This is a genomic window from Aminipila butyrica (assembly GCF_010669305.1).
Taxonomy (GTDB): domain Bacteria; phylum Bacillota; class Clostridia; order Peptostreptococcales; family Anaerovoracaceae; genus Aminipila; species Aminipila butyrica.
This window is the reverse complement of record NZ_CP048649.1, coordinates 310,830-334,704: the sequence shown is the minus strand read 5'-3', so window position 1 is coordinate 334,704 and position 23,875 is coordinate 310,830. Positions and strand designations below refer to the sequence as shown.

Annotated in this window: 21 protein-coding genes and 1 riboswitch; of the genes, 7 read left to right on the top strand and 14 right to left on the bottom strand. The window is 45.2% G+C overall.

What is annotated here, in order from left to right:
• Window positions 1-281: 281 nt before the first annotated feature.
• The 9 genes from Ami103574_RS01560 to ilvA all read right to left on the bottom strand — a co-directional run bounded on the left by Ami103574_RS01560 (window position 282) and on the right by ilvA (window position 11,467).
• A complete protein-coding gene (locus Ami103574_RS01560; protein WP_163064996.1) occupies window positions 282-1,871 on the bottom strand; it encodes a nickel ABC transporter substrate-binding protein in 1,590 nt (529 codons plus the stop codon).
• Between the two features lie 48 nt (window positions 1,872-1,919).
• On the bottom strand, window positions 1,920-2,927 hold the full coding sequence (locus Ami103574_RS01555; RefSeq protein ID WP_163064995.1) for an oligopeptide/dipeptide ABC transporter ATP-binding protein: 1,008 nt from the start codon (window positions 2,925-2,927) through the stop codon (window positions 1,920-1,922).
• Between the two features lie 24 nt (window positions 2,928-2,951).
• Window positions 2,952-3,755, bottom strand: a complete 804-nt coding sequence (locus Ami103574_RS01550) for an ABC transporter ATP-binding protein (protein ID WP_163064994.1) — start codon at window positions 3,753-3,755, stop codon at window positions 2,952-2,954.
• The gene (locus Ami103574_RS01545; RefSeq protein ID WP_163064993.1) at window positions 3,742-4,608 is read right to left on the bottom strand and encodes an ABC transporter permease; all 867 of its coding nucleotides are present in this window, start codon (window positions 4,606-4,608) and stop codon (window positions 3,742-3,744) included. The genes Ami103574_RS01550 and Ami103574_RS01545 overlap by 14 nt, the downstream gene beginning before the upstream one ends.
• A 25-nt stretch (window positions 4,609-4,633) precedes the next feature.
• The gene (locus Ami103574_RS01540) at window positions 4,634-5,563 is read right to left on the bottom strand and encodes an ABC transporter permease (protein ID WP_163064992.1); all 930 of its coding nucleotides are present in this window, start codon (window positions 5,561-5,563) and stop codon (window positions 4,634-4,636) included.
• Entirely contained in the window at window positions 5,560-7,323 is a 1,764-nt protein-coding gene (locus Ami103574_RS01535) for an ABC transporter ATP-binding protein (RefSeq protein ID WP_246213180.1), read from the bottom strand. Before Ami103574_RS01535 ends, Ami103574_RS01540 begins: the two co-directional genes overlap by 4 nt.
• The gene (locus tag Ami103574_RS01530) at window positions 7,320-9,065 is read right to left on the bottom strand and encodes an ABC transporter ATP-binding protein (RefSeq protein ID WP_163064991.1); all 1,746 of its coding nucleotides are present in this window, start codon (window positions 9,063-9,065) and stop codon (window positions 7,320-7,322) included. Before Ami103574_RS01530 ends, Ami103574_RS01535 begins: the two co-directional genes overlap by 4 nt.
• 5 nt (window positions 9,066-9,070) lie before the next feature.
• Window positions 9,071-9,820 (bottom strand): class I SAM-dependent methyltransferase, encoded by a 750-nt coding sequence (locus Ami103574_RS01525; protein WP_163064990.1) that lies wholly within the window; start codon window positions 9,818-9,820, stop codon window positions 9,071-9,073.
• Between the two features lie 135 nt (window positions 9,821-9,955).
• Window positions 9,956-10,144, bottom strand: a riboswitch (cobalamin riboswitch).
• A 117-nt stretch (window positions 10,145-10,261) separates the two neighbouring features.
• Complete coding sequence (gene ilvA / locus Ami103574_RS01520; RefSeq protein WP_163064989.1) at window positions 10,262-11,467, bottom strand: threonine ammonia-lyase; 1,206 nt, start codon at window positions 11,465-11,467, stop codon at window positions 10,262-10,264.
• Window positions 11,468-11,602: 135 nt separating this feature from the next.
• On the opposite strand from ilvA, the gene Ami103574_RS01515 reads away from it, so the two are divergent.
• From Ami103574_RS01515 to Ami103574_RS16140, 5 genes are all read left to right on the top strand, one after another.
• Complete coding sequence (locus Ami103574_RS01515) at window positions 11,603-12,823, top strand: ATP-binding protein (protein ID WP_163064988.1); 1,221 nt, start codon at window positions 11,603-11,605, stop codon at window positions 12,821-12,823.
• Complete coding sequence (locus Ami103574_RS01510; protein ID WP_163064987.1) at window positions 12,810-13,874, top strand: lipase family protein; 1,065 nt, start codon at window positions 12,810-12,812, stop codon at window positions 13,872-13,874. Before Ami103574_RS01515 ends, Ami103574_RS01510 begins: the two co-directional genes overlap by 14 nt.
• 19 nt (window positions 13,875-13,893) lie before the next feature.
• On the top strand, window positions 13,894-14,175 hold the full coding sequence (locus Ami103574_RS01505) for a late competence development ComFB family protein (protein ID WP_163064986.1): 282 nt from the start codon (window positions 13,894-13,896) through the stop codon (window positions 14,173-14,175).
• A 146-nt stretch (window positions 14,176-14,321) separates the two neighbouring features.
• Window positions 14,322-14,474: a hypothetical protein gene (locus tag Ami103574_RS01500; RefSeq protein WP_163064985.1), complete on the top strand. Its 153-nt coding sequence runs from the start codon at window positions 14,322-14,324 to the stop codon at window positions 14,472-14,474.
• Entirely contained in the window at window positions 14,475-14,612 is a 138-nt protein-coding gene (locus Ami103574_RS16140) for a stalk domain-containing protein (RefSeq protein WP_163064984.1), read from the top strand.
• 30 nt (window positions 14,613-14,642) lie between these two features.
• Here Ami103574_RS16140 and Ami103574_RS01490 read toward each other — a convergent pair whose 3' ends face one another.
• From Ami103574_RS01490 to ilvB, 5 genes are all read right to left on the bottom strand, one after another.
• A complete protein-coding gene (locus tag Ami103574_RS01490) occupies window positions 14,643-15,230 on the bottom strand; it encodes a hypothetical protein (protein ID WP_163064983.1) in 588 nt (195 codons plus the stop codon).
• Between the two features lie 459 nt (window positions 15,231-15,689).
• The gene (ilvD, locus tag Ami103574_RS01485) at window positions 15,690-17,363 is read right to left on the bottom strand and encodes a dihydroxy-acid dehydratase (RefSeq protein ID WP_163064982.1); all 1,674 of its coding nucleotides are present in this window, start codon (window positions 17,361-17,363) and stop codon (window positions 15,690-15,692) included.
• A 15-nt stretch (window positions 17,364-17,378) separates the two neighbouring features.
• Window positions 17,379-18,374 carry a ketol-acid reductoisomerase gene (gene ilvC, locus Ami103574_RS01480; RefSeq protein ID WP_163064981.1) on the bottom strand — a complete coding sequence of 332 codons (996 nt, stop codon included), beginning with the start codon at window positions 18,372-18,374 and terminating at the stop codon, window positions 17,379-17,381.
• 59 nt (window positions 18,375-18,433) lie between these two features.
• On the bottom strand, window positions 18,434-18,976 hold the full coding sequence (gene ilvN, locus Ami103574_RS01475) for an acetolactate synthase small subunit (RefSeq protein ID WP_163064980.1): 543 nt from the start codon (window positions 18,974-18,976) through the stop codon (window positions 18,434-18,436).
• A 16-nt stretch (window positions 18,977-18,992) separates the two neighbouring features.
• On the bottom strand, window positions 18,993-20,654 hold the full coding sequence (gene ilvB / locus Ami103574_RS01470; protein WP_163064979.1) for a biosynthetic-type acetolactate synthase large subunit: 1,662 nt from the start codon (window positions 20,652-20,654) through the stop codon (window positions 18,993-18,995).
• A 374-nt stretch (window positions 20,655-21,028) separates the two neighbouring features.
• On the opposite strand from ilvB, the gene Ami103574_RS01465 reads away from it, so the two are divergent.
• Window positions 21,029-22,729 (top strand): 2-isopropylmalate synthase, encoded by a 1,701-nt coding sequence (locus Ami103574_RS01465; protein WP_163064978.1) that lies wholly within the window; start codon window positions 21,029-21,031, stop codon window positions 22,727-22,729.
• Window positions 22,730-22,798: 69 nt separating this feature from the next.
• Window positions 22,799-23,869, top strand: a complete 1,071-nt coding sequence (gene leuB / locus Ami103574_RS01460; protein ID WP_163064977.1) for a 3-isopropylmalate dehydrogenase — start codon at window positions 22,799-22,801, stop codon at window positions 23,867-23,869.
• Window positions 23,870-23,875 lie beyond the last annotated feature (6 nt).

Sequence of the window (23,875 nt, the reverse complement as noted above, 5' to 3'; positions counted from 1 at the left end):
AATACTTTATTTATTGCTTTATCCTTCTTTTCGCTCGATATTGTATTTTTCAGCGGTTTTGCATACAATTTTATTTTTTGAATTTGTTACCGAAAAAAGACAACATTGTGCTTTTCCTTCTATCACTTTATCCTTGTAATGCGTTACTGAATTATCGCTTTTTCTGTGCATAATTATACTCTATAGTAAAAAAAGCCTTTGGCTTCCTTAAAAAAGGGATGCCAAAGGCTCTTTTCTTCTAATTATGGACTTCTCTTTTACTATTTCATCTCAAAGGCTTTTTATTTAATCTGCAACTTCTCCCATTTTAAAATTTCATAGGAAGTAGGGGCCAGTTCCAGATTACTGAGGCGATTGTTATATACATATAACTTCTGTGGGTAATAAAGAGGAACACACATGGCCTCATCATACATGCGCTTAAAAATTTGATCATAAAGCTGCTGCCGATTCGTCTGATCCGTAGACGCCAGCACTTGCTCCAAAAGCTGATTTAATTCCGAATCGCTCCATGCGATAGACTGCCCATCTGTCGGCGGATAATAGAGAGAAGTTAGAAATCCATTTGGATTCCAGGAATCAGCATACGTCCTATAGATAATCATATCGAAATCTCTTGTGGTCCAGATGGAATCATAATACGCATTAGTCTCCTGAAGCTTCAAGTTGATATCAATACCAATTTTCTTCAACTCGGATGAAACATATTCGCAAACCGGCTTCCAATCCGGGAATTCCTCACTTTGAAAGACCAGGTTTAACCGAAGGGGTGTTCCGTTTTTGTCTAAGATGCCATCTCCGTTGGAGTCCTCATAGCCAGCTTCCTTTAAAAGAATCTTTGCCTTTTCTGTAGAAAACTCATATCCCAGATTGTTTTCTGCCGTTACATACGGGTTTCTTTCTGAAAACAAGCCCTTCGCAATCTCACCGTGACCATCCAACAGGTTTTTTACGATACTATCTTTATCAATCGCATAATTAATAGCTTTTCGCACATTGATATCTTGGAGAATAGGGTTTTCATAATTAAACATGAAATGATACGTCTCAGTTCCGTCTGCCTCTAAGATAGACAGGTCTTTAGCCTTCTCAATGGCAGCTACGTTTTCAGAAGAAATTGGCGCAGCTAGAAAGTCGACCTCCCCGCTTTCCATGGCCATTAAGCGGGCCTGAGGATCTGTAATTAATTTCACCACAATCTTCTCAATTTGCGGTTTCTCCCCATAATAATATGGATTGGCAATCAGCACGCTTTTATTCTTATCATAGCTTTCTACCATCCACCTGCCTGTGCCAATTGGTTTGATAAATTCACCCTTAGCATCTACGGAGTTTGGACTCATCATACGCAAAGGCCGCGGATAACTTAATTCTGTCAGATACGGATAGTAGCTCTTACTAAAGGTCATTTTTACAGTATAATCATTTAGTTTGTCTGTTTTTATTAAATTATTGACGACATCCAGCGATGCGGTAGAAGATGCCCCCTTCCATCTGTTAACATTAAATAAAACGGCATCCGCGTTAAAGTCACTTCCGTCAGAGAATTTTACATCTTGCCGCAGAGTAAAGGTATATTCCTTTCCATCGGGGCTGATTTGCCAGCTTTCTGCCAGACCTGGCTGGATGTCTCCCCCCTTGCCAAACACCACTAACGGTTCATAAATAAGTTCCTGATGAAGAATATCTCCCGATCCATACATCGCATCCAGCATGCCAATTTCACGGAGATCCGCCACCCCCACGACAACTGTTTTAGAATCTTTGTTTTCTTGTTCTCCAGACGAATTGCCGCATCCGGTAACCCCCAAAGCCAGCAACAGGATCAGCAATAGACATGCTGCTTTTTTCATCTTGTTCTTGTGACACATTTTACCCTCCACAAACTAATAGTAAATCCTAGTGAAATAACGAATACTTTATAAAACAACCTGTTGAACACTGATATTCTCCTGCAAATGATATCGGTGACAGGCGACAAAGTGTCCTTCTGCCAGGGGCTGCAACGCAGGAGCCTGCTTTCCACAGCCAGGCTGACTGTGCGGACAGCGCTCATAAAAAACGCAGCCTTTTCGGAACAGGACCTTTTGTTCTGGCTCTGCCAGCCTTTTTTCCCTGCCTTTTATTCTTCTGGCAGGATGGGATACGGGCACACAATCCAGTAACGAACGGCTGTATGGATGTACTGGTCCCAAGTGTCGGTCCGGCGTCAAAGGAAACCATTCCAACATCACCCCTTGATACATGACCGCAACTTTCTGACAGGTATAGTATACGGTAGAAATATCATGAGAGATAAACAGACAGGTAAGCGACATTTCTTGAATTAGCCCTTTTAACATATCCAATGTTTTCTTGCGAATAGAAAAATCCAGGCTTGCCACCGGTTCATCACAGATAATCAACCGGGGTTGTACGATTAGTGCTCTGGCAATATTAGCTCTCTGCCGCTGTCCGCCACTTAACTTTTCTGGATAACGGAGTGCAAACGAAGAATCCAAGCCGACCTTGTCCAGTATGGCGGTAATTCTTTTTTCCATCTCGTTTTTCGATAGCTTCTCAAAATTCTCCAGCGCCTGGCGCAAACTCTTGCCGATAGTATGATACGGATTAAAGATAGACTGACTGCTCTGAAAGATAATCTGTACATCTTTTCGAACCCTTTGCATGTCTTCAAAATTAAAACTCTTAATATTTTTACCACTATACAGAACTTGACCTTGTGTAGGATTCACCAAACCAGCTGCGATTTTCGCCAGTGTGGTCTTACCGCAGCCACTTTCTCCAATTAGGCCTATGCTTTCCCCCGGATTGATCGCAAAGTTTACGTTCCGAAGAACATGGAAGTCAGAGTCCTCCTTACCTGTCAAGCGTTCAGAGCACCCATAGTCCTTTGAAATATTTTTTAGTTCAAGCAATGGCAGCATGATTTACTCTCCTCTTTTGTTTTCCTACACCGCTAAAATGGATTGTATCAATTCTTTTGTATAGGGGTGACGAGGTTGATCAAAAACCTGAAAAACATCGCCTTCTTCTATGATTTTGCCTTGCCGCATAATGTACACATCATCCGCCACTTCGGCAACAACACCTAAATCATGAGTAATAAACAAGATTCCAGTATTGTGATTTTCCTTTAATTGCAGAATTTCCTCCAAGATGCGACCCTGCACCATTACATCCAGAGCGGTGGTCGGTTCATCGGCAATTAGCAGCGCCGGCTTTTGAGCCATGGCCATGGCAATCATTACTCGCTGGCACATTCCGCCGCTCAACTGATGGCTGTATTCCTTCATTACTTTCCTTACATGTCGAAGCTTCACCTTTATCAACAGATCTACAGCTATTTCCTCTGCCTGTTTTTTAGAAACCTTCTGATTTGTACAAATGGTTTCAATCAGCAGGCTACCGATTTTTATCCGAGGATTCAGCGATTCAAAAGGGTCCTGAAATACCACCCCCACCTGTTTGCCCAGAATTTTTCGCTGCTGACGAGGAGACAGCTGCAAAAAATCTTGGCCGGATAAAATCACCTGCCCTTCGGCGATAACCCCTGGAGGGTCCAGCAAGTTCATGATAGCCATAGCCGTTACCGACTTACCCGATCCGCTTTCTCCCACCAATGCCGTTATCTTTCCCGGCATCACTTTCAGGCTTACTCCCTTTACCGCATGCACAAGATGGTCCTTACAGGCAAAATCCACCTTAAGTTGGTTCACTTCTAGAACTGGTCTGTCTGCTTTAATTTGATTCATTGACCGTCCCCCTACTGATAAATTTCTTTAAACCGTCTCCAAAGAGGTTAAAAGACACCACCGTCACAACGACTGCCGCACTGGGATATAAAATTAACTGAGGCTGCACTTGTACGTAATTTTTAGCATCGCTGATCATAGCGCCCCATTCTGCTGTGGGCGGCTGCGCTCCAAGCCCAATGAACGAATACCCCGCAATAGCCAAAATGATTTTCCCCATTTCCAGCGTTGCCAAAATCAACATCGGCGGAATGATATTTGTAAAAATATGATGTACAATAATTTTTCTGTGAGAAAAGCCAGAGGCTCTGGCTGCCATAATAAAGTCTCTTTCTTTCACCTCCAGAACCATTCCCCTTACCAGCTTCGTAAAATCTCCCCAGGAAGTAATCACCATGGCAATCAGTAGATTTTTTGCACTCGGTCCCAAGGCCCCAGCAATGGCTAGTGCAATGACCGGGGCTGGCAAGGCTAAAAATATGTCTGTAACCCGCATAATTAACGTATCCGCCATGCCGCCAAAGTACCCGGATATGAGCCCCAGAACAAAGCTGATAAAAAGGATTGAACTGAGTACAACAGAGGCATATGCCAAGGAAGTATGTGCCCCTAGAAGGACACGAGAAACCATACACCGTCCAAGATTATCTGTGCCAAACCAGTATTTCAAGCTGGAAGAAGCATATTTATTGGCCGGATTAGAAACATATGGATCGTTAGGAACAATAACAGGTGCAAGCACTGCCAGTAGAATAATCACCGCCAACAGAATCCCCCCGATTATCATTTGTTTGTTTCCATCTCGCCAGATTTGCCTTATACTGTTTTTTTCTGCTGCCGGTAAACTCGTCATCCTGCTTCTTTTCCTTTCTGCTCTTCTAAGCGATACTTATTTTCGTGTCGAGCGATTTATAAACGATGTCAACCAGTAGATTAATCAGTACAATCATAGTAGCCACAACCAGCATAAACCCCTGTAAAACAGGAATATCCTTATTATAAATTGCATCTAACGCCATCTGTCCAAGCCCCGGCCAGGAAAAAATAGATTCCACGACGGCTGATCCGCCCAACATACTGCCAAAAGTCACCCCCAGCTTTGTCAGCGCTGGCAAAATAGCATTGCGCAGGGCATGATGGAGGACAACCGACCTTTCCTTAATACCTCGAGCCCGGGCGGCTTTAATATATCCCATTCCGAGCACGCGAAGCATATTGCTTTTTATCAGCATGATAAAGGGTCCGCAATGACTGACGCCCAAGGTTATAGCTGGCAGCCACACTGCTCCCGCCCCAGCACTGCCCACCACGGAAACAAGCTTCCACTGAACACCGAAAAGATAAAGCAGCAGCAAGCCAAACAAAAAAGGGGGCACGGATACCGTAATAAAGGATAAGATTTTTGCAATTCGATCGACGAGTGAATTGGGATGCAATGCAGACAAGATCCCTAAAATCAGGGAAAGCGTAAACATAATCCCGGTTGCACACACCGTCAGCAGCAAGGTGGCTGGAAATCGCTGCATTAGTTCCTCTGAAACAGGCTTCTTTGTCTGATACGAGGTGCCCATATCCAGCCGCACCACTTTTTCCAGCCAGTGTACATATTGCTGTGGGTAGGAACGATTTAAGTTTAATTCCTCCCTGACCAGCTCTACTGCCTTCTGTGAATTGGTTCCGGTTTCTGCCCGAGCTATAATAGCGGCCGGATCCCCTGCTGACATGGTACTGAGCGCAAAGGTCGCCATAGTAACGACCAACAACATGGGAACCAACAGGATTAATCTTTTTATAATAAACCTTTTCATCCTTCCGTACCTTTCACGCAAATTTGCGGCAGCACCAGTTCACGATAAATTTTATTGGTATTAAACAGTTCCTCATGTGTACCAATTCCTGCTATGCAGCCTTTGTCCAACACAACCAGCAAATCTGCAGACATAATCGTGGAGATGCGGTGTGCCACAATCAAGGTCGTGAAACCACTATAGGCACGTTCTATGGTTCTTTGTATCTCCGCTTCATTTTCTGAATCCAGACTGGATACCGCCTCATCCAATACTAAAATAGGCGATCCCTTTAAGATGGCTCTGGCAATGGCAATTCTTTGCCTTTGCCCTCCCGAAAGGGATAAGCCTCTTTCCCCTGCCACCGTATCATATCCCTCTGGCAGCTCTACAATAAATTCATGCGCCATCGCCGTTTTGGCTGCTTTTTCTACCTCTTCATCGGTGGCGTCAACTCTTCCCAGCCGGATGTTTTCCTTTATAGAAACATTAAACAGATACACATCCTGCAACACAACCGAAATCAATTCTCTCAGATTGTCCATGGTCATTTGCCGTATATCCCGTTGGCCAATTCGAATGGCACCGCTCTCTGGATCCCAATACCGGAGCAACAGGCTGACACAGGTAGATTTGCCAGAGCCGGAATGACCCACTAGGGCCACCCTTTGTCCCGGCTTTACGGTAAAGGAAATGTCCTTCACCGCAGGCTCTAACTCTTCTCTGTAGCGAAAAGAAACCTGTTCAAAAGTAACGCTTGATTCCAATTTGCTGGTATCCACAGGCGTTCCCTTGTCTTCAACCAGCGGTTTTGCATCGATTACCTGAAAAACTCTGCTGGCAGCAGCAAAGATTAAGCCGAAATTGCGGGCAGTATTGCAGAGTTCCAAAACTGGATTAAAGGCCAGACCAGCTACCATCATGACTACCGGATAATAAGTAAATGCCAGCTGCCCTTTAAAAACCAGAACTGCTGTCACACCCAACATACATAAAGAGCTCAGGCCAACCGTCAATTGCAGCAGAGCCCCCTCCGTGCCTAATCTTCTGCCATAATGATATTGGCTGACATACATCTTTTCCATGTACCTGCGGTTTTTATCTTGATAGGCTTCCACATTATTGAGCATGAGGATTTCTTTCATGCCCTGCAAGCCTTCAACGGTTACAGAATTGGCATCTCCCAATTCCTTGCGGACATTAGCCCCTTGCTCATCCGCTTTTTTCTTCATGAGGAAGGGAATGATAACAAGTACAGCCAAAAAGGCTAACATAATAATCGGCAAAATCGGGTGAAGCCACCCTAAAAAGATAAGCAAGGTTACAGAAACTGAACCTGCAACAAAAACACTGCCAAAAGAATGGGCGAAAAACCATTCCAGCAGTTCCACATCACTCATTAAAGTAGAAGCGAGCTGGCCGGAACGCCTGTTGAGAAGAATAGCCGGTGAAACCCGCTCGACTGCCTCCAACAATAAAATGCGCAAATCTGCCAGCACTTTAAATGCCACATCATGAGCAAACCACATTTCTGCAAAATATGAAATTACCCGCAGCAGAATAAGGACTCCCAGCGAGAGAAACAATGGTTTCCAGCTTTGCATTAAATGTTGTTCTAAGGCCAGACTCACCATGTATGCACAAAGTGCCGATACCGCAATCGTAAACAGGTGATTAAAAATGCCGCATACTACCGCACAAACCATACCCACATAATGCTGGCGCAAATTGCCCATCAGCTGCAACAGAGACTTAAAACGATAATGTTCTTTTTTATTCAAATCTCATACCTCGCTTTCTCCTGCGCCTGAACCAGCTGCTTATACACACCATTCTTTTTTTTGATTAATTCTTCATGGGTCCCCGCCTCCCACAGCCTGCCTTTATTTAAAACATAAATAAGGTCAGCCGTCTGTATCGTAGATAGACGATGAGCAATGATTAAGGTTGTCCGGTTCTTCATCAGACGTTCTAGTGCTTCTTGGATCTGGCTTTCTCCCGAAATGTCTACACTGGAGGTCGCCTCATCTAAAATTAAAATCGGTGCCCCCTTTAAGATGGTTCGTGCAATAGAAAGCCGTTGTCTCTGCCCTCCGGATAAAGTAGCGCCCCGCTCTCCTACCATAGTCTGGTACCCTTGAGGAAGAGCCATAATAAACTCGTGGGCATTGGCCCCTTTTGCTGCTTCTATGCATTCTTCCAAGGTGGCATTCGGCTTTGCCATCATCAAATTTTCCTGCACCGTGCCGTAAAACAGATAGGTATCCTGAAAAACCACGGCAATTTGGTTGCGAAGATAGTCTAATGTATACGCAGAAAGCTCATGACCACCAATACGAATTTGCCCCGCCTGGGGATCATAAAACCGCAGAAGCAGATTAACTAATGTAGACTTTCCCGAACCAGACTTTCCCACCACCGCCACTTTCTGTCCACCTTCAATTTTTATGGTCACGGTATCCAGCGCTTTCTTAGCTTCCTGACGATAACGGAAAGACACCTCTGTCAGCTCAATTTCTGGTGGGTTCTTCATCGTATGGTTTGCTTTCGCCTCTTCTAAAATATTCAACGTTACAGGGGTATCCAACACTTCATAAAACTCCTCTGCGACCGAAAATCCCAGGTAACTGCCATGCCAATATACATTCAGTTCATACAGCGGTTTCATACTCTCTCCCGCCAAGAATAGAATGGCCAGCAGCCCTGCCGGGGAAATCAGACCCTGGCTGGCATGCCAAGCGGCAATTCCTACGGCCAAAGAAGTCCCGACGGCACAAAGAAAAATAATGATAGCTGAGTCCAGTAAAGACATGCCAGTGTTGTCAATAGAGGTTTTGGCAAAACTTTTGGCATCCTTTTCTAAAGCCTTTTCGGTTCGTTTGCTGGCCTGAAAAGCCTTTAAGGTACTCATGCCCTGCATGGTATCAATATATTGTGCATTTAAGTGGGCATAGGACTGCCAGTATTCAATCATTAGTTTTGAAATCGCTGGCATAAACAAGTGGGGAATGATTACAGCCAGTATAGCTGCTAAAAAAATCAATATACTTACAACCGAATCAACCGTAAAAATGTAAAGGATAGCAGCACTTACCGAAATCATCACCACAAATACTTGCGGAATGTACTGGACAAGAAAAACTTCAAAGGATTCCACTCCATCGGTAACAAGGGACTGAAGATTGCCGCTTCGCCGTCCATCTTGATACGCTGGGCCAAGGCAAAGCAGCTTTTCAATCAACGTCTGGCGAATATTCCCCTTTACTTTGGCCCCCATTTTTTTTACAAACCCCTCTTGGTACCGCATCAAAAACGCTTTAGCCATTATAGCCAGCAGTGCCCCGACAATATAGGGAATAATCTCAAGATAGCTTTTCCTTTCAAAGATAGCCGTGATTGCACCAGCAATCATAAAGGCTTGTAAAAAACCGGTGGCCACAATGGATAAGCCAATCCATACCTTTATCAGTGCTTCTTTCGGTGTCGTTTTAAGAAAAGATGCCAGGCGCAAATACATTCCCATAACTTTTATTTTTCACCTCCAACGAGAAAGGCCGGTGTCAGCGAGTTCAATTCCATCTCCATTTCATCGCAGGTTCTCTGATTAATCGTGGAATCTGCAAATACTTTTGAAAATCCCATGGCTAACATCTTATCCAAATCCCATTGAGGCCGGAGTTTGTCGCTCATAAATAGTTTTTTGCTGATTTCATCCCCTTCCTTCTGGTCTTTGTGCTCATGGAATTTACGCCCATACTTTTGTTTGATTTCTTGCTCTCTGATTTGATAAGCTTTCTTTTTTTCTTCATCAAACAAATGCAGATACCAGCAGGCATCAAACACTAAAAGCCTTCCACCGGGCCGCAGCACCCGCATCCACTCCTCATATGCACGAGAAGGGTCATCCAGAGTCCACGTCAAGTTCCGGCAAATAATCAGATCAAAGGAGCAATCTTCAAACGTTAGATGATGACAATCCATGGAAAGAAGCTCTGCCTCTTTGCCTTCAGCTTGCAAATTCTTTTTAGCAAAATGAATCATGTTTTCTGTCAAATCAATCCCCGTCACTTTATGGTCTTCATCCGCCAGAATAGTAGGAAAAAAGCCTGGGCCTGTACCGATATCCAAAATATCTAACTTTTCCTTTGTCGGAGCGTATTCCAGTACTAATTCCCGCCATGCTTTGCGGTGAAAATCTTTTAGTTCCCTTTCAATTCCTTCGTTGTACCCTTCGGCTTCGCCTTCCCAATAATTTTTGATTCTCTCATTGAATTGCATATTTTTTTCCTCCCTTTTCAATATGACAAAAACAAAAAACGGGCATCAACCAAAAATACGGTTGATGCCCGTTTTGCAACAAAATTTATATGACAGCCTATCCTGTCTCACATCTTCGTAAAAATCCGACGAAATCTGATGTATTCAGTCTGAGCAGGTCTTCCGGCTTACGTATCTCTGCTGCTCTAAACCTTCCCGGAAAATCCAGTGGTAAATATAAAGCAGCTCCACGCTTACGGCGGCGGCTCCGCGGGGGATTTTCACCCTCTTCCCTATTCTCTCGCATACATACTTTATGCGAGCACTCATCTGTGGTAAAATATTCTATTGTAATTTTGTCTTCAGAATATCACAGCTCTCTGGCGGTGTCAATATCTTTTTAATTTCAACATTTTCCGACGGTGCTACCAAACGAAACCATACTTCTGCATTCTATTTGGTTTACAACTTCTCGCCCACAAGCTGCATGCCAGCCTTCACTAACTCCTGTTTAATCTGACTTGCCTGCTGCCTGTCTCTGGTTTCTATGACTACCCTCAGGAAGCAGCTGATAATTGCCATATTGGGGTCACTCCTGTCATGATATACCGCCACAACGTTTCCTCCACACTGACTTATAATCTCACTGACGCTGAGAAGTTGTCCCGGGCGGTCTGCCAGCTCTATGGTGATGGTGGTTCTTCGGCCGCTCATGATTAAACCTCTTGTAACCACTCTATTTAAAAAGCTTACATCGATATTTCCCCCGCTCACCAGGCATACAACCTTTTTTCCATGTAAGTCAAATTTATTAAACATGGCCGCAGCTACCGAAACCGCTCCTGCGCCTTCAGAAATAAGTTTTTGCTTTTCCATCAAAGCCAAAATAGCCGCTGCAATCTCATCCTCCGAAACCACAGCCATGTCATCGACATATTTGGAAATCATCTCATAGGTGATATCTCCCGGGTGCTTGACTGCGATACCATCTGCAAAGGTATTGACAGAATCCAGCGTAATCATGCTGCCTTCTTTCACAGACCGATACATGCTTGGCGCACCAGCCGCCTGCACGCCATAGACCTTGCAAGAAGGATTGAGGCTTTTAATGGCAAAGGCGACCCCGCTGATCAGCCCTCCGCCGCCTACGGGAACGATAACAGCATCGGCGTCGGCAAGCTGATCTAAAATTTCCAGGCCAATGGTGCCTTGTCCAGCGATTACATCATCGTCATCAAAGGGATGAATCATGGTCCGCCCCTCTTCCTGCTGAATCTCTAAAGCCCGGGCATAGGCATCGTCATACGTATCCTTAACCAGACAAACCTCTGCACCATACCTTCTGGTAGCCTCTACTTTACTCAAAGGGGCTCCGTCCGGCATACAAATCATACACGGAATATTGTTTTTCTGAGAGGCCAGGGCTACGCCCTGGGCGTGATTGCCCGCACTACAGGCGATGATGCCTCGCTTTTTATCTTCTTCACTGAGCTGACTAATCTTGTAATAGGCTCCTCTGAGCTTAAAACTTCCCGTAACTTGCAAGTTCTCCGTCTTCAAATAGATGGTGTTGTCCTCACTGAGCCCTTGGGCTAAAATCAAATCCGTCTTCCTGGCGGTCTCCCGCAGAACATAAGCGGCATGATATATTTTATCTAACGTAAGCATAGGCTTTTCCCTCCCGGATTTTTTACCGATACGTCTTAAAATTATCTAATATCTGTGATATACTTAATAGTTAATAATATCATTTTTTCACCAGTTTATCAATATCACATACCTATAGACAGAAGGAGTATTTTTATGAATAAACTGCACGATTTATCCACCGAATTGAATACTATGGCTATATTTCACAGTCTTCTGGAGGATGAGCTGATTCAAAACTTTCAACAGCTAGCCACCTCCACCTATTCCTTAGAATCCAAAGATTGTATTATAGGCATTTACGGCAGCTTTGTCGCAACGCTGTTTAAAAAGACCGAGTCCTTATCTCACTACATCGCAGAATTGGTCTTTAGCCACGAGAATTTTTACATTATCGGCAAAGGGGCAGGCAAAACCTTTCATCCGGTGGTGGAAGCCAGCCTGAAAAATGAGCTGGATGTTCTAAACCGACTGGCGGCTTTGACACCTGAGGATGCACGTGACATCATTAACTATAAGGGATTCTTGCCCATGTGGACCAATGAACCCCTGGACCTGACGGACTTATATATGAAACGGCTGGCTAATCTGCCAATTAGCGGCTACGGTATTTATGCCCGGCATTACGCTTTTGCGCTTACCGCCGACGGAGTAACCCCAATTGCTCACCCCGATCCCCAGCGTCTTTCTCAGCTTCCAGGCTATGAACGAGAACGAAGCTTAATCCTGCAAAACACCTTATCCCTGTTAGAAGGCGCAGGTGCCAGCAACGTGCTTCTGTACGGAGATGCTGGAACGGGCAAAAGTTCCACGGTGAAGGCTATTTTGAACGAATATAAAGACCGCGGCCTGCGTCTCATTGAAATTAAGAAAGAACAGCTGCTGGAACTGCCCAGCCTGCTGGAAGTACTGTCTGTCAATCCTCTGAAGTTCATATTGTTTATTGACGATTTAAGTTTTAACGGCAATGATGACAGCTTTTCTGCCTTAAAAGCAGTGTTGGAGGGCAGTGTCGCTTCCCGAAGCAAGAATGTGGCGATTTACGCTACCAGCAATCGCCGGCACCTAGTCAAGGAAAACATGTCAGACCGAGAAGGCGACGATTTGCACCGAAGCGATACCATGCAGGAAACCCTTAGCTTATCGGCCCGCTTTGGGTTGACGGTTACCTTCCAAGCACCGGATAAAGATCATTATCTGGATATTGTGAAGCACTTAGCTCAAGAATATAGTCTGGCGCTTTCAGAATCAGAGCTTTGTGTTCGGGCGGAGGCCTTTGCAATCCGCAACGGCGGACGCAGTCCTCGTACAGCTAAGCATTTTGTTCAAGTTCAGGCGGTCATGCAGTTAGAAGGAGAAGAGCATGAAACCAATTAATTCTTTATTTTTTATTATTGCCGTCGTTTTGTTGGTCACATCAACCACTGGTACAGCAGAGGCGATGGCTTCAGCCACATCAGCTTCTGGGCGTAGCTGGGAAACAGAACTCTTTACCCAGCCGTCCCAAGAATTCAACCTGGATCTAGCCAAATTTTCCTTAAATCTAAGTGCGGCAGCCTATGGAGATACCAACGAAAATATGCTTCGTACTCTGATCTCCTACGGCTTCATTCCCGATACCGCCTACAGTACCAACTCTTATAAAAAGTCTGGCCTCTCGGGGAACGATACCGCAGCCTATACCTTTGCCCACCAGCCAATCTCCATCGGGTCCAAGGATTATACTTTAGTCGCCGTAGTCATCCGGGGTACCAGCGGAGAAGCGGAGTGGTTGAGTAATTTTAACATCAATAATTCTGGCAACAGCCCCTTGGTTCACGAAGGCTTTAAAAACGCAACCGATGTTTTGTCTAGCTCTCTAAATCAATACATGGATGACCTCGCCCTTGACCGAACCCGCACCAAATTCCTTATCACCGGCCATAGCCGGGGAGCTGCCATCGCCAATCTGTTGGCGGCAGACTTGTCCGGAACAGAGCGCTGGGCTGATGCATCCAACATCTACGCCTACACGTTTGCTACCCCTAACGTAGCAAAAATAAACGAGAACCCCTATCTGAATATCTTTAATGATGTAAATCCAGCAGATATTGTCACAGAGGTTCCCTTGGCAAAATGGGGATACAGCCGATACGGAGTCAGCTACGACTTGCCAGAACCGAATCAACTGCCTGCTTCCGAACTGGCTGCCACCCGTCTCTTGCTAGAAAAGCTTATAACTTTAGCCCCAACGGTTGAAGATTTTTATAAAGCAAAGTCCTCCCTTCTGTTTCTACAGGAGAACCTGCGAACCCCTAGTACAAATACAATCGGGGCACACGCTCCTCAGAGCTACATGGCCAATCTGAATGCCGCCAATCCAGCTGTACTGAGTGCACGGATATTTGAGTTGCAGCTTCAGCTGCTTCCGAATACCAGCTATATTTAATCTAAAGTGGAGATATTCAATGAAAGTGATTTTAAAAAATATTATGGAATCTATCGTGCTTCAAAAACTGGATGAAACAGTTGATAAGCTTGGATGCTGCACATGCGATGAATGCAGACGGGATATTGCGTCTTATGCTTTAAATCTTCTGCCCTCCAAATATGTGGTTACTCCCGAGGGCGAAATGTATTCAAAGCTCAACGCTCTTTCCATGCAATACGAGGCCGACCTGCTAAGTGCCCTTTCCCAAGCGACACAGGTTGTTTCCCAAAAGTGCCGCCACAAGCCCCTTGCAAAGTAGCCTAAAAGACATACAATATACTAGGTTAAAATAACCTAGCATCAGACTGTAGTCAAGGAGATCACTCTTTGCTACAGTTTTTTTACACAAATAATCATACGTTTTTATGTATTTATGGTAATATCAAAAATAGAGGAGTCAAAAAGATGAAAAAAATTTGGTTGATAATCACTATAATTATAGCTTTTGCTGCAATTACCACAGGTACTGGTTTTTCACAAACATCGGCAGATATAAAAGTTAGTGTAGATGGAACTTTTATCAATTTTACAAACGATGACTTTCCCATCGATATGTAAGTGAATCCTGTTATTGAAAATAACAGAACAATGATTCCAGTCAGATTTATATCTGAAGCTTTACTTTACACTGTTGAATGGGACGATGTAAATAAAGAGGTTAAAATATTAACTCAAAATTCCAATGCTCTATTATAAAATAGTCTTAATTCTATTAACGACCCTTAGTTAGGGGCAAGCAAAATAAAATGACTCAACTAATGTAAAAGGACCAACTTCATCTTCATCATTCTGGAATGTGGCGTATCCCCCTACTGTAAATAATGTAGCTTGATTAATAGGCATAACGTCTAATAATTTAACATCCTCATTCCACATTAATTTATCTTGATTATTACTTACAACTGGTTTCTCTTCCGTTCCCTTTATATCATTGCACTTTATTTTACAAATTGCATAAAAATCATCCGACTTCCAAATGATCATATCGGATGTCATCACATATGGATAAACATCGCCTTGATATTCCTGTTCTCCATGGTATTTGATCTTGTATAATTCAAAACTTGCACGCTTATTTTGTTGTTCTCTCTGTAGTTCCTTTAGCCCATACTCTATTTCTAGCTGCTTTTGAATTTCAGCATCCCAAGTCGAATCAAGTTCTTCTTTCAGTGGAAGTTCTATTTTATATACAGATAAAACTTCTTGTACATTTGATTTAGCCGTTTCTTCATGTTTTTGACAACCGGCGAAACATAATGCTAAAATACACAATAATATAAATATCTTTACAGCTTTATGACACATTTTAAACATTTTCTCCATCCTTAAACTTTACCAAACAGATTATTGTTAAAACAGCATTAACATATGACCATACTAGCAAAAACATTGTTGTTTGGAATGGACCAAATCCAGAAAATATACTGATTGTAGTGAGGACAGCCAACGTACACAACATTATAATGTTTATCTTATTAAGCAATCTAATTTCTGACATAAAATGTCTACTATAAAATTTTAGCAAAGCGTTCTTCTCCTCTTATAGCTTGGGCTCTAGGACAACTCATAACTTAAAGTTATAGTCGTCTTTTCTCACAGCTTTATCTGCACACTTTATGACTTAATCATATCTGATAAAAATATCAAAAGCAAGCCAGCTACGCTTTAACCATCTAACTAAATCTTATTTAAGAGCAAAAAACACAAAAGCATGAAAGTTTTCATGCTTTTGTATAATTTATACCTATAATTGAATCCCGTCTCTTTTACCTTTTAAAAATCCTGCTTCATGATGGCGCCCTTGGCTGCCGAATCCACCAGCTTGCCGTAACGTCCCAGCCAGCCGGTCTTAATGTTCGGCTCTGGTGCCACATAGCTGCTCCTGCGTTTTTCAAATTCTGCATCTGAAACCCGCACCTGGATAGAATATTCCGGAATGTTAATCTCAATGATGTCGCCTTCCTGAAGAAGCCCAATATTCCCCCCATTGGCCGCCTCCGGACATACATGCCCGATGGATGCGCCTCGGCTGGCTCCGCTGAATCGCCCGTCGGTAATCAACGCCACCGTCTTATCTAGCTTCATGCCGGCAAGCGCACTAGTCGGGTTAAGCATCTCGCGCATACCCGGTCCGCCTTTCGGCCCTTCATAGCGGATAACCACGACATCTCCAGCCACAATCTTACCATCATAAATAGCTGCAATAGCTTCCTCCTCGCAGTTGAATACCCTAGCCGGCCCGCTATGCTTCAGCATTTCCGGAGCTACTGCACTTCGCTTTACCACACAACCTTCTGGAGCCACGTTCCCAAAGAGGATAGCGATGCCACCAGTCTCACTGTACGGATTTTCAATCGGCCGAATGGTATCTGGCTTCTTGTTCTTCACCCCTTGCAGGTTTTCTCCTAAGGTCTTACCAGTAGCGGTCATCACCTCTAAATCCAGCATATCTTTCTTCGCCAGTTCGCTCTGAACAGCTGCGATACCGCCAGCAATATTTAAGTCCTGCATGTGAGTCTCCCCAGCCGGAGCCAAATGGCACAGGTTCGGAGTCCGCTCACTTTCTTCATTAAACATCTTTAAGTCCAGCGGTACACCAGCCTCGTTGGCTATGGCCAACAAATGCAGTACGCTGTTAGAGGAACAGCCCAAAGCCATATCACAGCGCAGCGCGTTGCGGACAGACCGTTCGTTAATAATATCACGAGCCTTAATGTCTTTTTCCACCAAGTTCATGATGGCCGCCCCCGCATACTTCGCCAAGCGAATTCGGCCATTGTGGACAGCAGGAATCGTCCCATTGCCCGGCAAGGCGATACCCAAAGCTTCGCACAGGCAGTTCATGCTGTTTGCCGTGTACATGCCTGCACAGGAGCCGCAACCTGGGCAGCAGCCCTGTTCAAACTCTTCCAACTTCTGATCATCAATCAGGTTTGCTTTTCTCGCGCCCACCGCTTCAAAAATCTTGGACAGACTGATGTCCTCTTCATCTACCAGCCCGGCCATCATCGGACCGCCGGAACAGACTACAGTTGGTACGTTCATGCGGACCGCCGCCATCACCATGCCCGGTACAATCTTATCACAGTTTGGCACCAGCACCAGTCCGTCAAAGGCATGGGCTTGAGTCATCGTCTCCACGCTGTCAGCGATAAGCTCTCGGCTAGCTAGGCTGTACTTCATGCCGATATGGCCCATGGCGATGCCGTCGCAAACGCCGATAGCCGGTACCATGATTGGCGTTCCCCCAGCCATACGCACGCCGGCTTTTACCGCTTCCGTAATCTTGTCTAAGTGATAGTGGCCCGGTACAATCTCACTGTGGGCGGAAACCACAGCAATCAGGGGCCGATCCAATTCTTCTTTCGTATAACCCATAGCGTAAAAAAGGCTTCTCATGGGAGCCTTTTCTACACCTTGAGTCACGTTTGCACTTCTTCGCGCCATACGCACTCTCCTTATCTATTTTTTCAGCCAGCTCATCATCTTTCTCAGTTCGCTGCCTACTTTAACCAGCAGATGCTCTGTTTCTTTTCTTCTGGTAGCTAAGAACTTAGCCTGACCGCCTGCATTGAATTCCTGAATGAATTCGCTGGCAAAAGTACCATCCTGAATTTCAGAGAGAACCTTTTTCATTTCTTTTCTAGTCTCTTCTGTAATCATTCTTCTGCCGGTTCTGTAATCGCCGTACTCTGCCGTGTTGGAGATGGAATATCTCATCTTCTCAAAGCCGCCGTCGTTAATCAGATCAACAATCAGCTTCATCTCATGGATACATTCAAAGTAAGCCATTTCCGGCTGGTATCCAGCTTCTACCAAGGTGTCAAAACCGGCCTTCATCAGCTCGGTAACACCGCCGCACAGGACAGCCTGTTCACCAAACAAGTCGGTTTCCGTCTCTTCCTTAAAAGTAGTCTCCAGGATACCTGCTCTGCCTGCACCAATGCCGGAAGCGTAAGCCAGAGCGATGTCTTTAGCCTTTCCTGTAGCATCCTGATGGATAGCGATAAGAGATGGAACGCCTTTGCCTTCCTGATACTGGCTTCTTACTGTATGTCCTGGGCCCTTTGGCGCAATCATGATGACATCGATATCTGCCTGGGGCTTAATTTGGTTGTAGTGAATGTTAAAACCGTGAGCAAATGCCAGTGCATTGCCTTCTTTCATATGTTTAGCAACCTGATTCTTGTAAATGCTGGCTGCCAGTTCATCTGGTACCAACATCATCACTACATCACCAGCTTCTGCCGCTTCTTCAATTTCAACGACCTTTAGACCAGCAGCCTCTGCTTTAGCTGTGTGTGCAGATCCTTTTCTCAGGCCTACTACCACGTTTACGCCGCTGTCTTTCAGATTTTCTGCATGGGCGTGACCTTGACTGCCAAATCCAATTACTGCAACAGTTTTACCGTCTAACAATCCCAAATTACAATCCGTATCGTAGTACTTTTTAATCATTTTCTTCTTATCTCCTTTATATTCTTATCTAATAAATATGACTATATGTTATAAACCTATCAATCGAATAAATCTCCAGAATAAATCTCATGACCTTCCTGGCAGCATTCCGGAGTGGCTAAGCCTCTCTTGATGCCGGTTACACCAGTGCGGCACATTTCGATAATCTCATAGCAGCTGACCATGTTCATAAAGCCGTCAATCTTCTCGGGTGCACCAGTCATCTCCACAACTACGCTTTCCTTGGACAGATCAATAATCTTTCCTCTAAAAATCTCCACCACCTCCCGAAGGGCCGTGCGGTTGCTTTTGTTGGACCGAATCTTTATCAGCAGTAATTCTCTGTACACGCTGTCTTCCTTTTCCAACGTAAAGATTTCTTTTACCACCTCTAGCTTTTCTGTCTGGGTAATAATCTGGTTTAAGGCCTGGTCATTGCCCGTAAATGCGATAGTAATTCTGGAGATGGCCGGATTGTTGGTGGCAGATACGGTCAGGGAGTCGATGTTAAAGCCGCGTCTTCCAAACAGGCTGACTACCCTGCTGAGAACATTCGCCTGGTTATCTACAAAAATACTGATTACTTCTTTTTTTTCTGTCATCACCCTATTCCCCTTTCTAACCTACTATCATGTCATTGACCGTGCCGCCATTTGGAATCATCGGCAGTACCCGCTCTTCTCTGGAAATCACGCAATCAATCCAAACAGGACCATCAGCTTTGAGTGCTTCCTTAAAAGCTGCGCCAAACTCTTCCGGTGTAGTGGCCCTATAGCCCTTTCCCCCAAAACCTTCGATGACCTTCACAAAGTCCGTTTTTCTCTCAGGCGTGGTAGAAGAATACCGCTTCCCATAGAAAGTGGTCTGCCACTGATATACCATGCCCAGCACGCTGTTGTTCATGATAATGGTAATGATTGGCAAGTTATTGCTGATAGCTGTACAAGCCTCTGTCAGATTCATGTGGAAAGAGCCGTCTCCTGTAAAATGAATGACTCTCTTCTGAGGGCAGCCGATTTGAGCGCCTACCGCTGCACCATAGCCAAAGCCCATGGTTCCCAGCCCACCGCTGGTCACAAAGCTCCTGGTATTCTTATGCTTTAAGTATTGAGCCGCCCACATCTGGTGCTGGCCTACATCTGTTACGTAAATGGTCTCCTTATCCGTCAAATCGCAAGCGGCAGTAACGATGTCCACCGGGCGAAGAGGGGCCTCCCCTTCTTTCTTGTCTCCTCGAACCTTCTTCCATTCCTGCATCTTGTCAATCCACTGGCTGCGGTCCACCTCTTCCACCAAGGGAATCAATTTCTCCAAAGCATCCTTTACGTCGCTGACAATGCTCAAATCCACCTGTACATTTTTATTAATTTCGCTCCGGTCGATATCAATCTGTACGATTGTGGCATTCTTTGCAAATTTACTTACATTTAAGGCAACTCGGTCACTGAACCGAGTACCCAGTGCCAGCACAAAATCTGCTTTATCTACAGCCCGGTTGGAAGCAACACTTCCGTGCATCCCGATAAGCCCCAGATTTTTCTTGTCGTCGTAGCTCAATACGCCAGCAGCCATCATGGTGTAAGTGCCTGGCATATCCGCCTTCTGCAACAGTTCCGCCAGTTCCTCAGAGGCCGAGGAAGCTGCCACACCACCGCCAAAATAAGCGATTGGCCGTTCTGCCTTGTTAATCATCTCTGCAATTTTCTTAATATCTTCTATGTCTGCCTTAGGCATTGGTGTTACGGTCAGCGGCTCTTTCTTTTCGTGTTCCATGATTGCTGCCGTCACATCTTTGGTGATATCTACCAATACCGGCCCTTTTCTGCCGCTCTGCGCAATGCGAAAAGCGTTGCGGATGGCATCCGCCAAATCCTCAATCCGGTTGACAAAATAATTATGTTTTGTAATCGGCATAGTTATGCCGGTAATGCAAATCTCTTGAAACGCATCTCTTCCGATTAAAGTATCCGGTACATTACAAGTGATGGCTACCATCGGTATACTATCCATAAAGGCTGTGGCGATGCCCGTGACCAAATTGGTAGCACCCGGGCCACTCGTTGCGAAAACGACTCCTGTTTTTCCAGTGGCTCTTGCGTAACCGTCAGCTGCGTGTGCAGCATGCTGTTCATGAGAAGTAAGGATGTGCTTGATCCTATCCTGATAATGGTAGAGCGTATCGTAGATGTTGAGGATGGTGCCTCCGGGATACCCGAAGACGGTATCGACTTCCTGCTCTAGCAATACTTCTGCCACAATTTCAGATCCTGTTAATTTCATGTTGTCTACTTCCCTTCTTTCTAAAAATTTACACATGTTCTTTCCTTTGGAATTGGAATGTGTACTCCAGAGCCACGCTGTCCTGCGTCTTCACAGCTAGGTGTTTAAAATCACAACATCAGCCTGTGACTTTTCTTTTCATTATTATAAAGGCGATATACTGCTTATTATATATATATCACCAAAAAAGTCAACACTTTTTGTTTAAATTCACAAACTTTTTTACTGTTTCTTATTGACAAAACACAAAACTTCTATTAACATGAAGAAACATAAATAAGTGTTCAGCGGCGAATCTCACGATGCGCCTTTCTGTGCTTTATTTAAATGAAATGAAAAATTTGCTTACGAGGCAAAACGAGGAGGAATTTAAAATGAAAAATTATGAAAAGTACAAAGTCGGCTACTTTATGCCGCCTGTCAACGAAATGAAATGGACAAAAAAGGATCACGTAGAAGTTGCCCCTGACTGGTGCAGTGTAGACCTTCGGGATGGCAACCAGGCGCTGATCGTTCCCATGAGCCTAGAAGACAAAATTGAATTTTTCAAGTTCCTCCTAAACCTCGGATTCAAAGAAATTGAAGTGGGCTTTCCTGCCGCTTCCAAAACAGAATATACTTTTTTACGGACACTCATTGAGCATGACCTGATTCCTGACGATGTGACGATTCAAGTACTTACCCAATCCAGAGAACATATCATCAAAAAGACATTTGAATCTCTAAAAGGCGTGAAAAAGGCTATTGTTCATCTATATAACTCCACTTCCCTAGCTCAACGGGAACAGGTTTTCCAAAAGTCTCAAGACGAAATTGTAGAAATTGCTACCAGCGGTGCCAAGCTGCTCAAGCAATACCGGGAGACGATGCCGGAAAGTCATATTTCTTTCGAATATTCGCCAGAAAGCTTTACCGGTACGGAGATGGATTTTGCCCTGCGCATCTGCAACGAGGTCATTGACATCTGGCAGCCTACTGCGGACAACAAGGTCGTCATCAATCTGCCTGCCACAGTCTCCATGTCTATGCCCCACGTTTACGCCAGCCAGATTGAATATATGAACGACCATCTGCATCAGAGAGAAAATATCCGCATCTCTCTGCACCCTCACAACGACCGGGGTACAGCTGTAGCAGACGCGGAACTGGGTATTCTGGCAGGCGGTGACCGGGTAGAAGGGACTCTCTTCGGCAACGGCGAACGAACCGGCAATGTAGATATTATTACCGTAGCCATGAATATGTATGCTCACGGTGTAGATCCGAAGTTGGATTTTTCTGATATGCCTTCTATCGTAGAGACCTACGAGCGATTTACCGGCCTGTCTGTCCACCCTCGGCAGCCGTACGGCGGACAGCTGGTGTTTGCCGCTTTCTCCGGCTCCCATCAGGACGCTATTGCCAAGGGCATGGCCTACCTGGAAGCCCACGAGTTAGATGAATGGATGGTGCCTTATCTGCCAATCGACCCTCACGATGTGGGCCGAAAATACGATGCTGACGTTATCCGAATCAATAGCCAATCCGGTAAGGGAGGCATTGCCTACATTCTGGAGCAGACCTACGGTTATGCCATACCAAAGCAAATGCGGGAAGAAGTTGGTTACTTAGTCAAGGATATTTCCGACAACGCCCACAAGGAACTGTCAGCAGAAGAAATCTATGAAATTTTCAAAGACGAATACATCAACGTGTTTACTCCGGTGGACATCAACGATGCTACTTTCAAAAAGGTTTCTACCTATAAGAGCGACGATGGTATGACCGTAGACCTTAATGTGACCATCGATGGTCACTCTTACGATGTGTCTGCCGCTGGTAATGGCCGCTTGGATGCGGTGAGCAACGCCTTAAAAAAGACTCCCTATTCCTTCGACTATACCTTCGTTACTTATTCGGAACATGCTTTGGATGCAGATTCTAATTCCCGTGCTTGCGCCTATATCGCCATCACCGATCAGAGCGGCAAGCTTTACTGGGGTATTGGCATCCACGATGACATCGTTGCCGCATCTATCAATGCTTTGGTATGCGCCATCAACCGTCAGAACAAAATTCGTCCGTTAAATAAGTAGTAGGCTAATCGTGTAGATTCTGTCTACATCACTGACGTGCTGGGCAGAATGTTAATAAGGAGAAGTAGTATGAATTATAAAATCGCATTAATACCTGGAGACGGCATTGGCCCAGAAGTAGTGGCTGAAACGGTAAAGGTTTTAGAGAAGGTTAGCCAGAAGTACGGCCACACCTTTGAATATACAGAAGTGTTAGCAGGAGGCTGCGCCATCGATGCTACCGGCGCCTGCCTGCCCCAAGAGACCATCGATATCTGCAAGGCCAGCGATGCGGTCCTTTTAGGCGCCGTCGGCGGTTGGCAGTGGGATACCCTGCCTGGTGATCAACGGCCAGAGCGAGCGTTATTGGGTCTGCGCAAGGAGCTAGGTCTCTTTGCCAACCTACGGCCAGCTCTGCTCTTCGACGAATTAGCCGATGCCTGCCCCCTGAAACCAGAAATCGTAGAAGGCGGTCTGGATTTGGTGGTAGTCCGGGAACTTACCGGCGGCATTTACTTTGGGGAAAAAGGGTTTAAGGATACCGATCTGGGTCCTGCTGCCTACGATGTGGAACAGTATGCGGAGGAAGAGGTACGCCGCATTGCCGTGGTAGCCTTTGACATGGCCATGAAGAGAAATAAGAAGGTGACCAGCGTCGATAAAGCCAACGTGCTGGAAAGCTCCCGATTATGGCGGCGAGTGGTGGCCGAAGTAGCTAAGGACTATCCAGAAGTAGCCTTAGACAATTTGTACATCGACAATGCCACCATGCAGATGGTGCGCTATCCAAAGCAGTTTGACGTCATCGTCACCAGCAATATTTTTGGTGACATTCTCTCCGACGAAGCCAGCATGATTACCGGATCGATCGGCATGCTCCCTTCCGCTAGTCTGGCAAAGGGCAACTTCGGTATGTATGAGCCGGTACACGGCTCTGCCCCAGATATTGCAAAACAGAACAAGGCCAATCCCATGGCTACCATTTTATCCGGTGCCATGATGCTCCGCTACACCTTCGGCCTTTCAGAAGAAGCGGAAGCTATCGAAGCTGCGGTAAAACAGATTTTGGCTGAAGGTTACCGAACGCCGGATATCTATACAGATGGCAAGAAAGCCATAGGCACGAAAGAGGCCGGTGACCTGATTGCCGCTGCCATTTAGCAAGGA

Excerpts from the sequence above, each read along its gene's own strand:
- ilvN (WP_163064980.1), bottom strand. The coding sequence starts at position 18,976 with ATGACAGAAAAAAAAGAAGTAATCAGTATTTTTGTAGATAACCAGGCG.
- Ami103574_RS01530 (WP_163064991.1), bottom strand. The coding sequence starts at position 9,065 with ATGGGAATGTATTTGCGCCTGGCATCTTTTCTTAAAACGACACCGAAA.
- ilvD (WP_163064982.1), bottom strand. The coding sequence starts at position 17,363 with ATGGCGCGAAGAAGTGCAAACGTGACTCAAGGTGTAGAAAAGGCTCCC.
- leuB (WP_163064977.1), top strand. The coding sequence starts at position 22,799 with ATGAATTATAAAATCGCATTAATACCTGGAGACGGCATTGGCCCAGAA.
- Ami103574_RS01560 (WP_163064996.1), bottom strand. The coding sequence starts at position 1,871 with ATGTGTCACAAGAACAAGATGAAAAAAGCAGCATGTCTATTGCTGATC.
- Ami103574_RS01525 (WP_163064990.1), bottom strand. The coding sequence starts at position 9,820 with ATGCAATTCAATGAGAGAATCAAAAATTATTGGGAAGGCGAAGCCGAA.
- Ami103574_RS01555 (WP_163064995.1), bottom strand. The coding sequence starts at position 2,927 with ATGCTGCCATTGCTTGAACTAAAAAATATTTCAAAGGACTATGGGTGC.
- Ami103574_RS01490 (WP_163064983.1), bottom strand. The coding sequence starts at position 15,230 with ATGTTTAAAATGTGTCATAAAGCTGTAAAGATATTTATATTATTGTGT.
- ilvC (WP_163064981.1), bottom strand. The coding sequence starts at position 18,374 with ATGATTAAAAAGTACTACGATACGGATTGTAATTTGGGATTGTTAGAC.
- Ami103574_RS01510 (WP_163064987.1), top strand. The coding sequence starts at position 12,810 with ATGAAACCAATTAATTCTTTATTTTTTATTATTGCCGTCGTTTTGTTG.
- ilvB (WP_163064979.1), bottom strand. The coding sequence starts at position 20,654 with ATGAAATTAACAGGATCTGAAATTGTGGCAGAAGTATTGCTAGAGCAG.
- Ami103574_RS01465 (WP_163064978.1), top strand. The coding sequence starts at position 21,029 with ATGAAAAATTATGAAAAGTACAAAGTCGGCTACTTTATGCCGCCTGTC.
- Ami103574_RS01515 (WP_163064988.1), top strand. The coding sequence starts at position 11,603 with ATGAATAAACTGCACGATTTATCCACCGAATTGAATACTATGGCTATA.
- Ami103574_RS01505 (WP_163064986.1), top strand. The coding sequence starts at position 13,894 with ATGAAAGTGATTTTAAAAAATATTATGGAATCTATCGTGCTTCAAAAA.
- Ami103574_RS01540 (WP_163064992.1), bottom strand. The coding sequence starts at position 5,563 with ATGAAAAGGTTTATTATAAAAAGATTAATCCTGTTGGTTCCCATGTTG.
- Ami103574_RS01550 (WP_163064994.1), bottom strand. The coding sequence starts at position 3,755 with ATGAATCAAATTAAAGCAGACAGACCAGTTCTAGAAGTGAACCAACTT.
- Ami103574_RS01545 (WP_163064993.1), bottom strand. The coding sequence starts at position 4,608 with ATGACGAGTTTACCGGCAGCAGAAAAAAACAGTATAAGGCAAATCTGG.
- ilvA (WP_163064989.1), bottom strand. The coding sequence starts at position 11,467 with ATGCTTACGTTAGATAAAATATATCATGCCGCTTATGTTCTGCGGGAG.
- Ami103574_RS01500 (WP_163064985.1), top strand. The coding sequence starts at position 14,322 with ATGAAAAAAATTTGGTTGATAATCACTATAATTATAGCTTTTGCTGCA.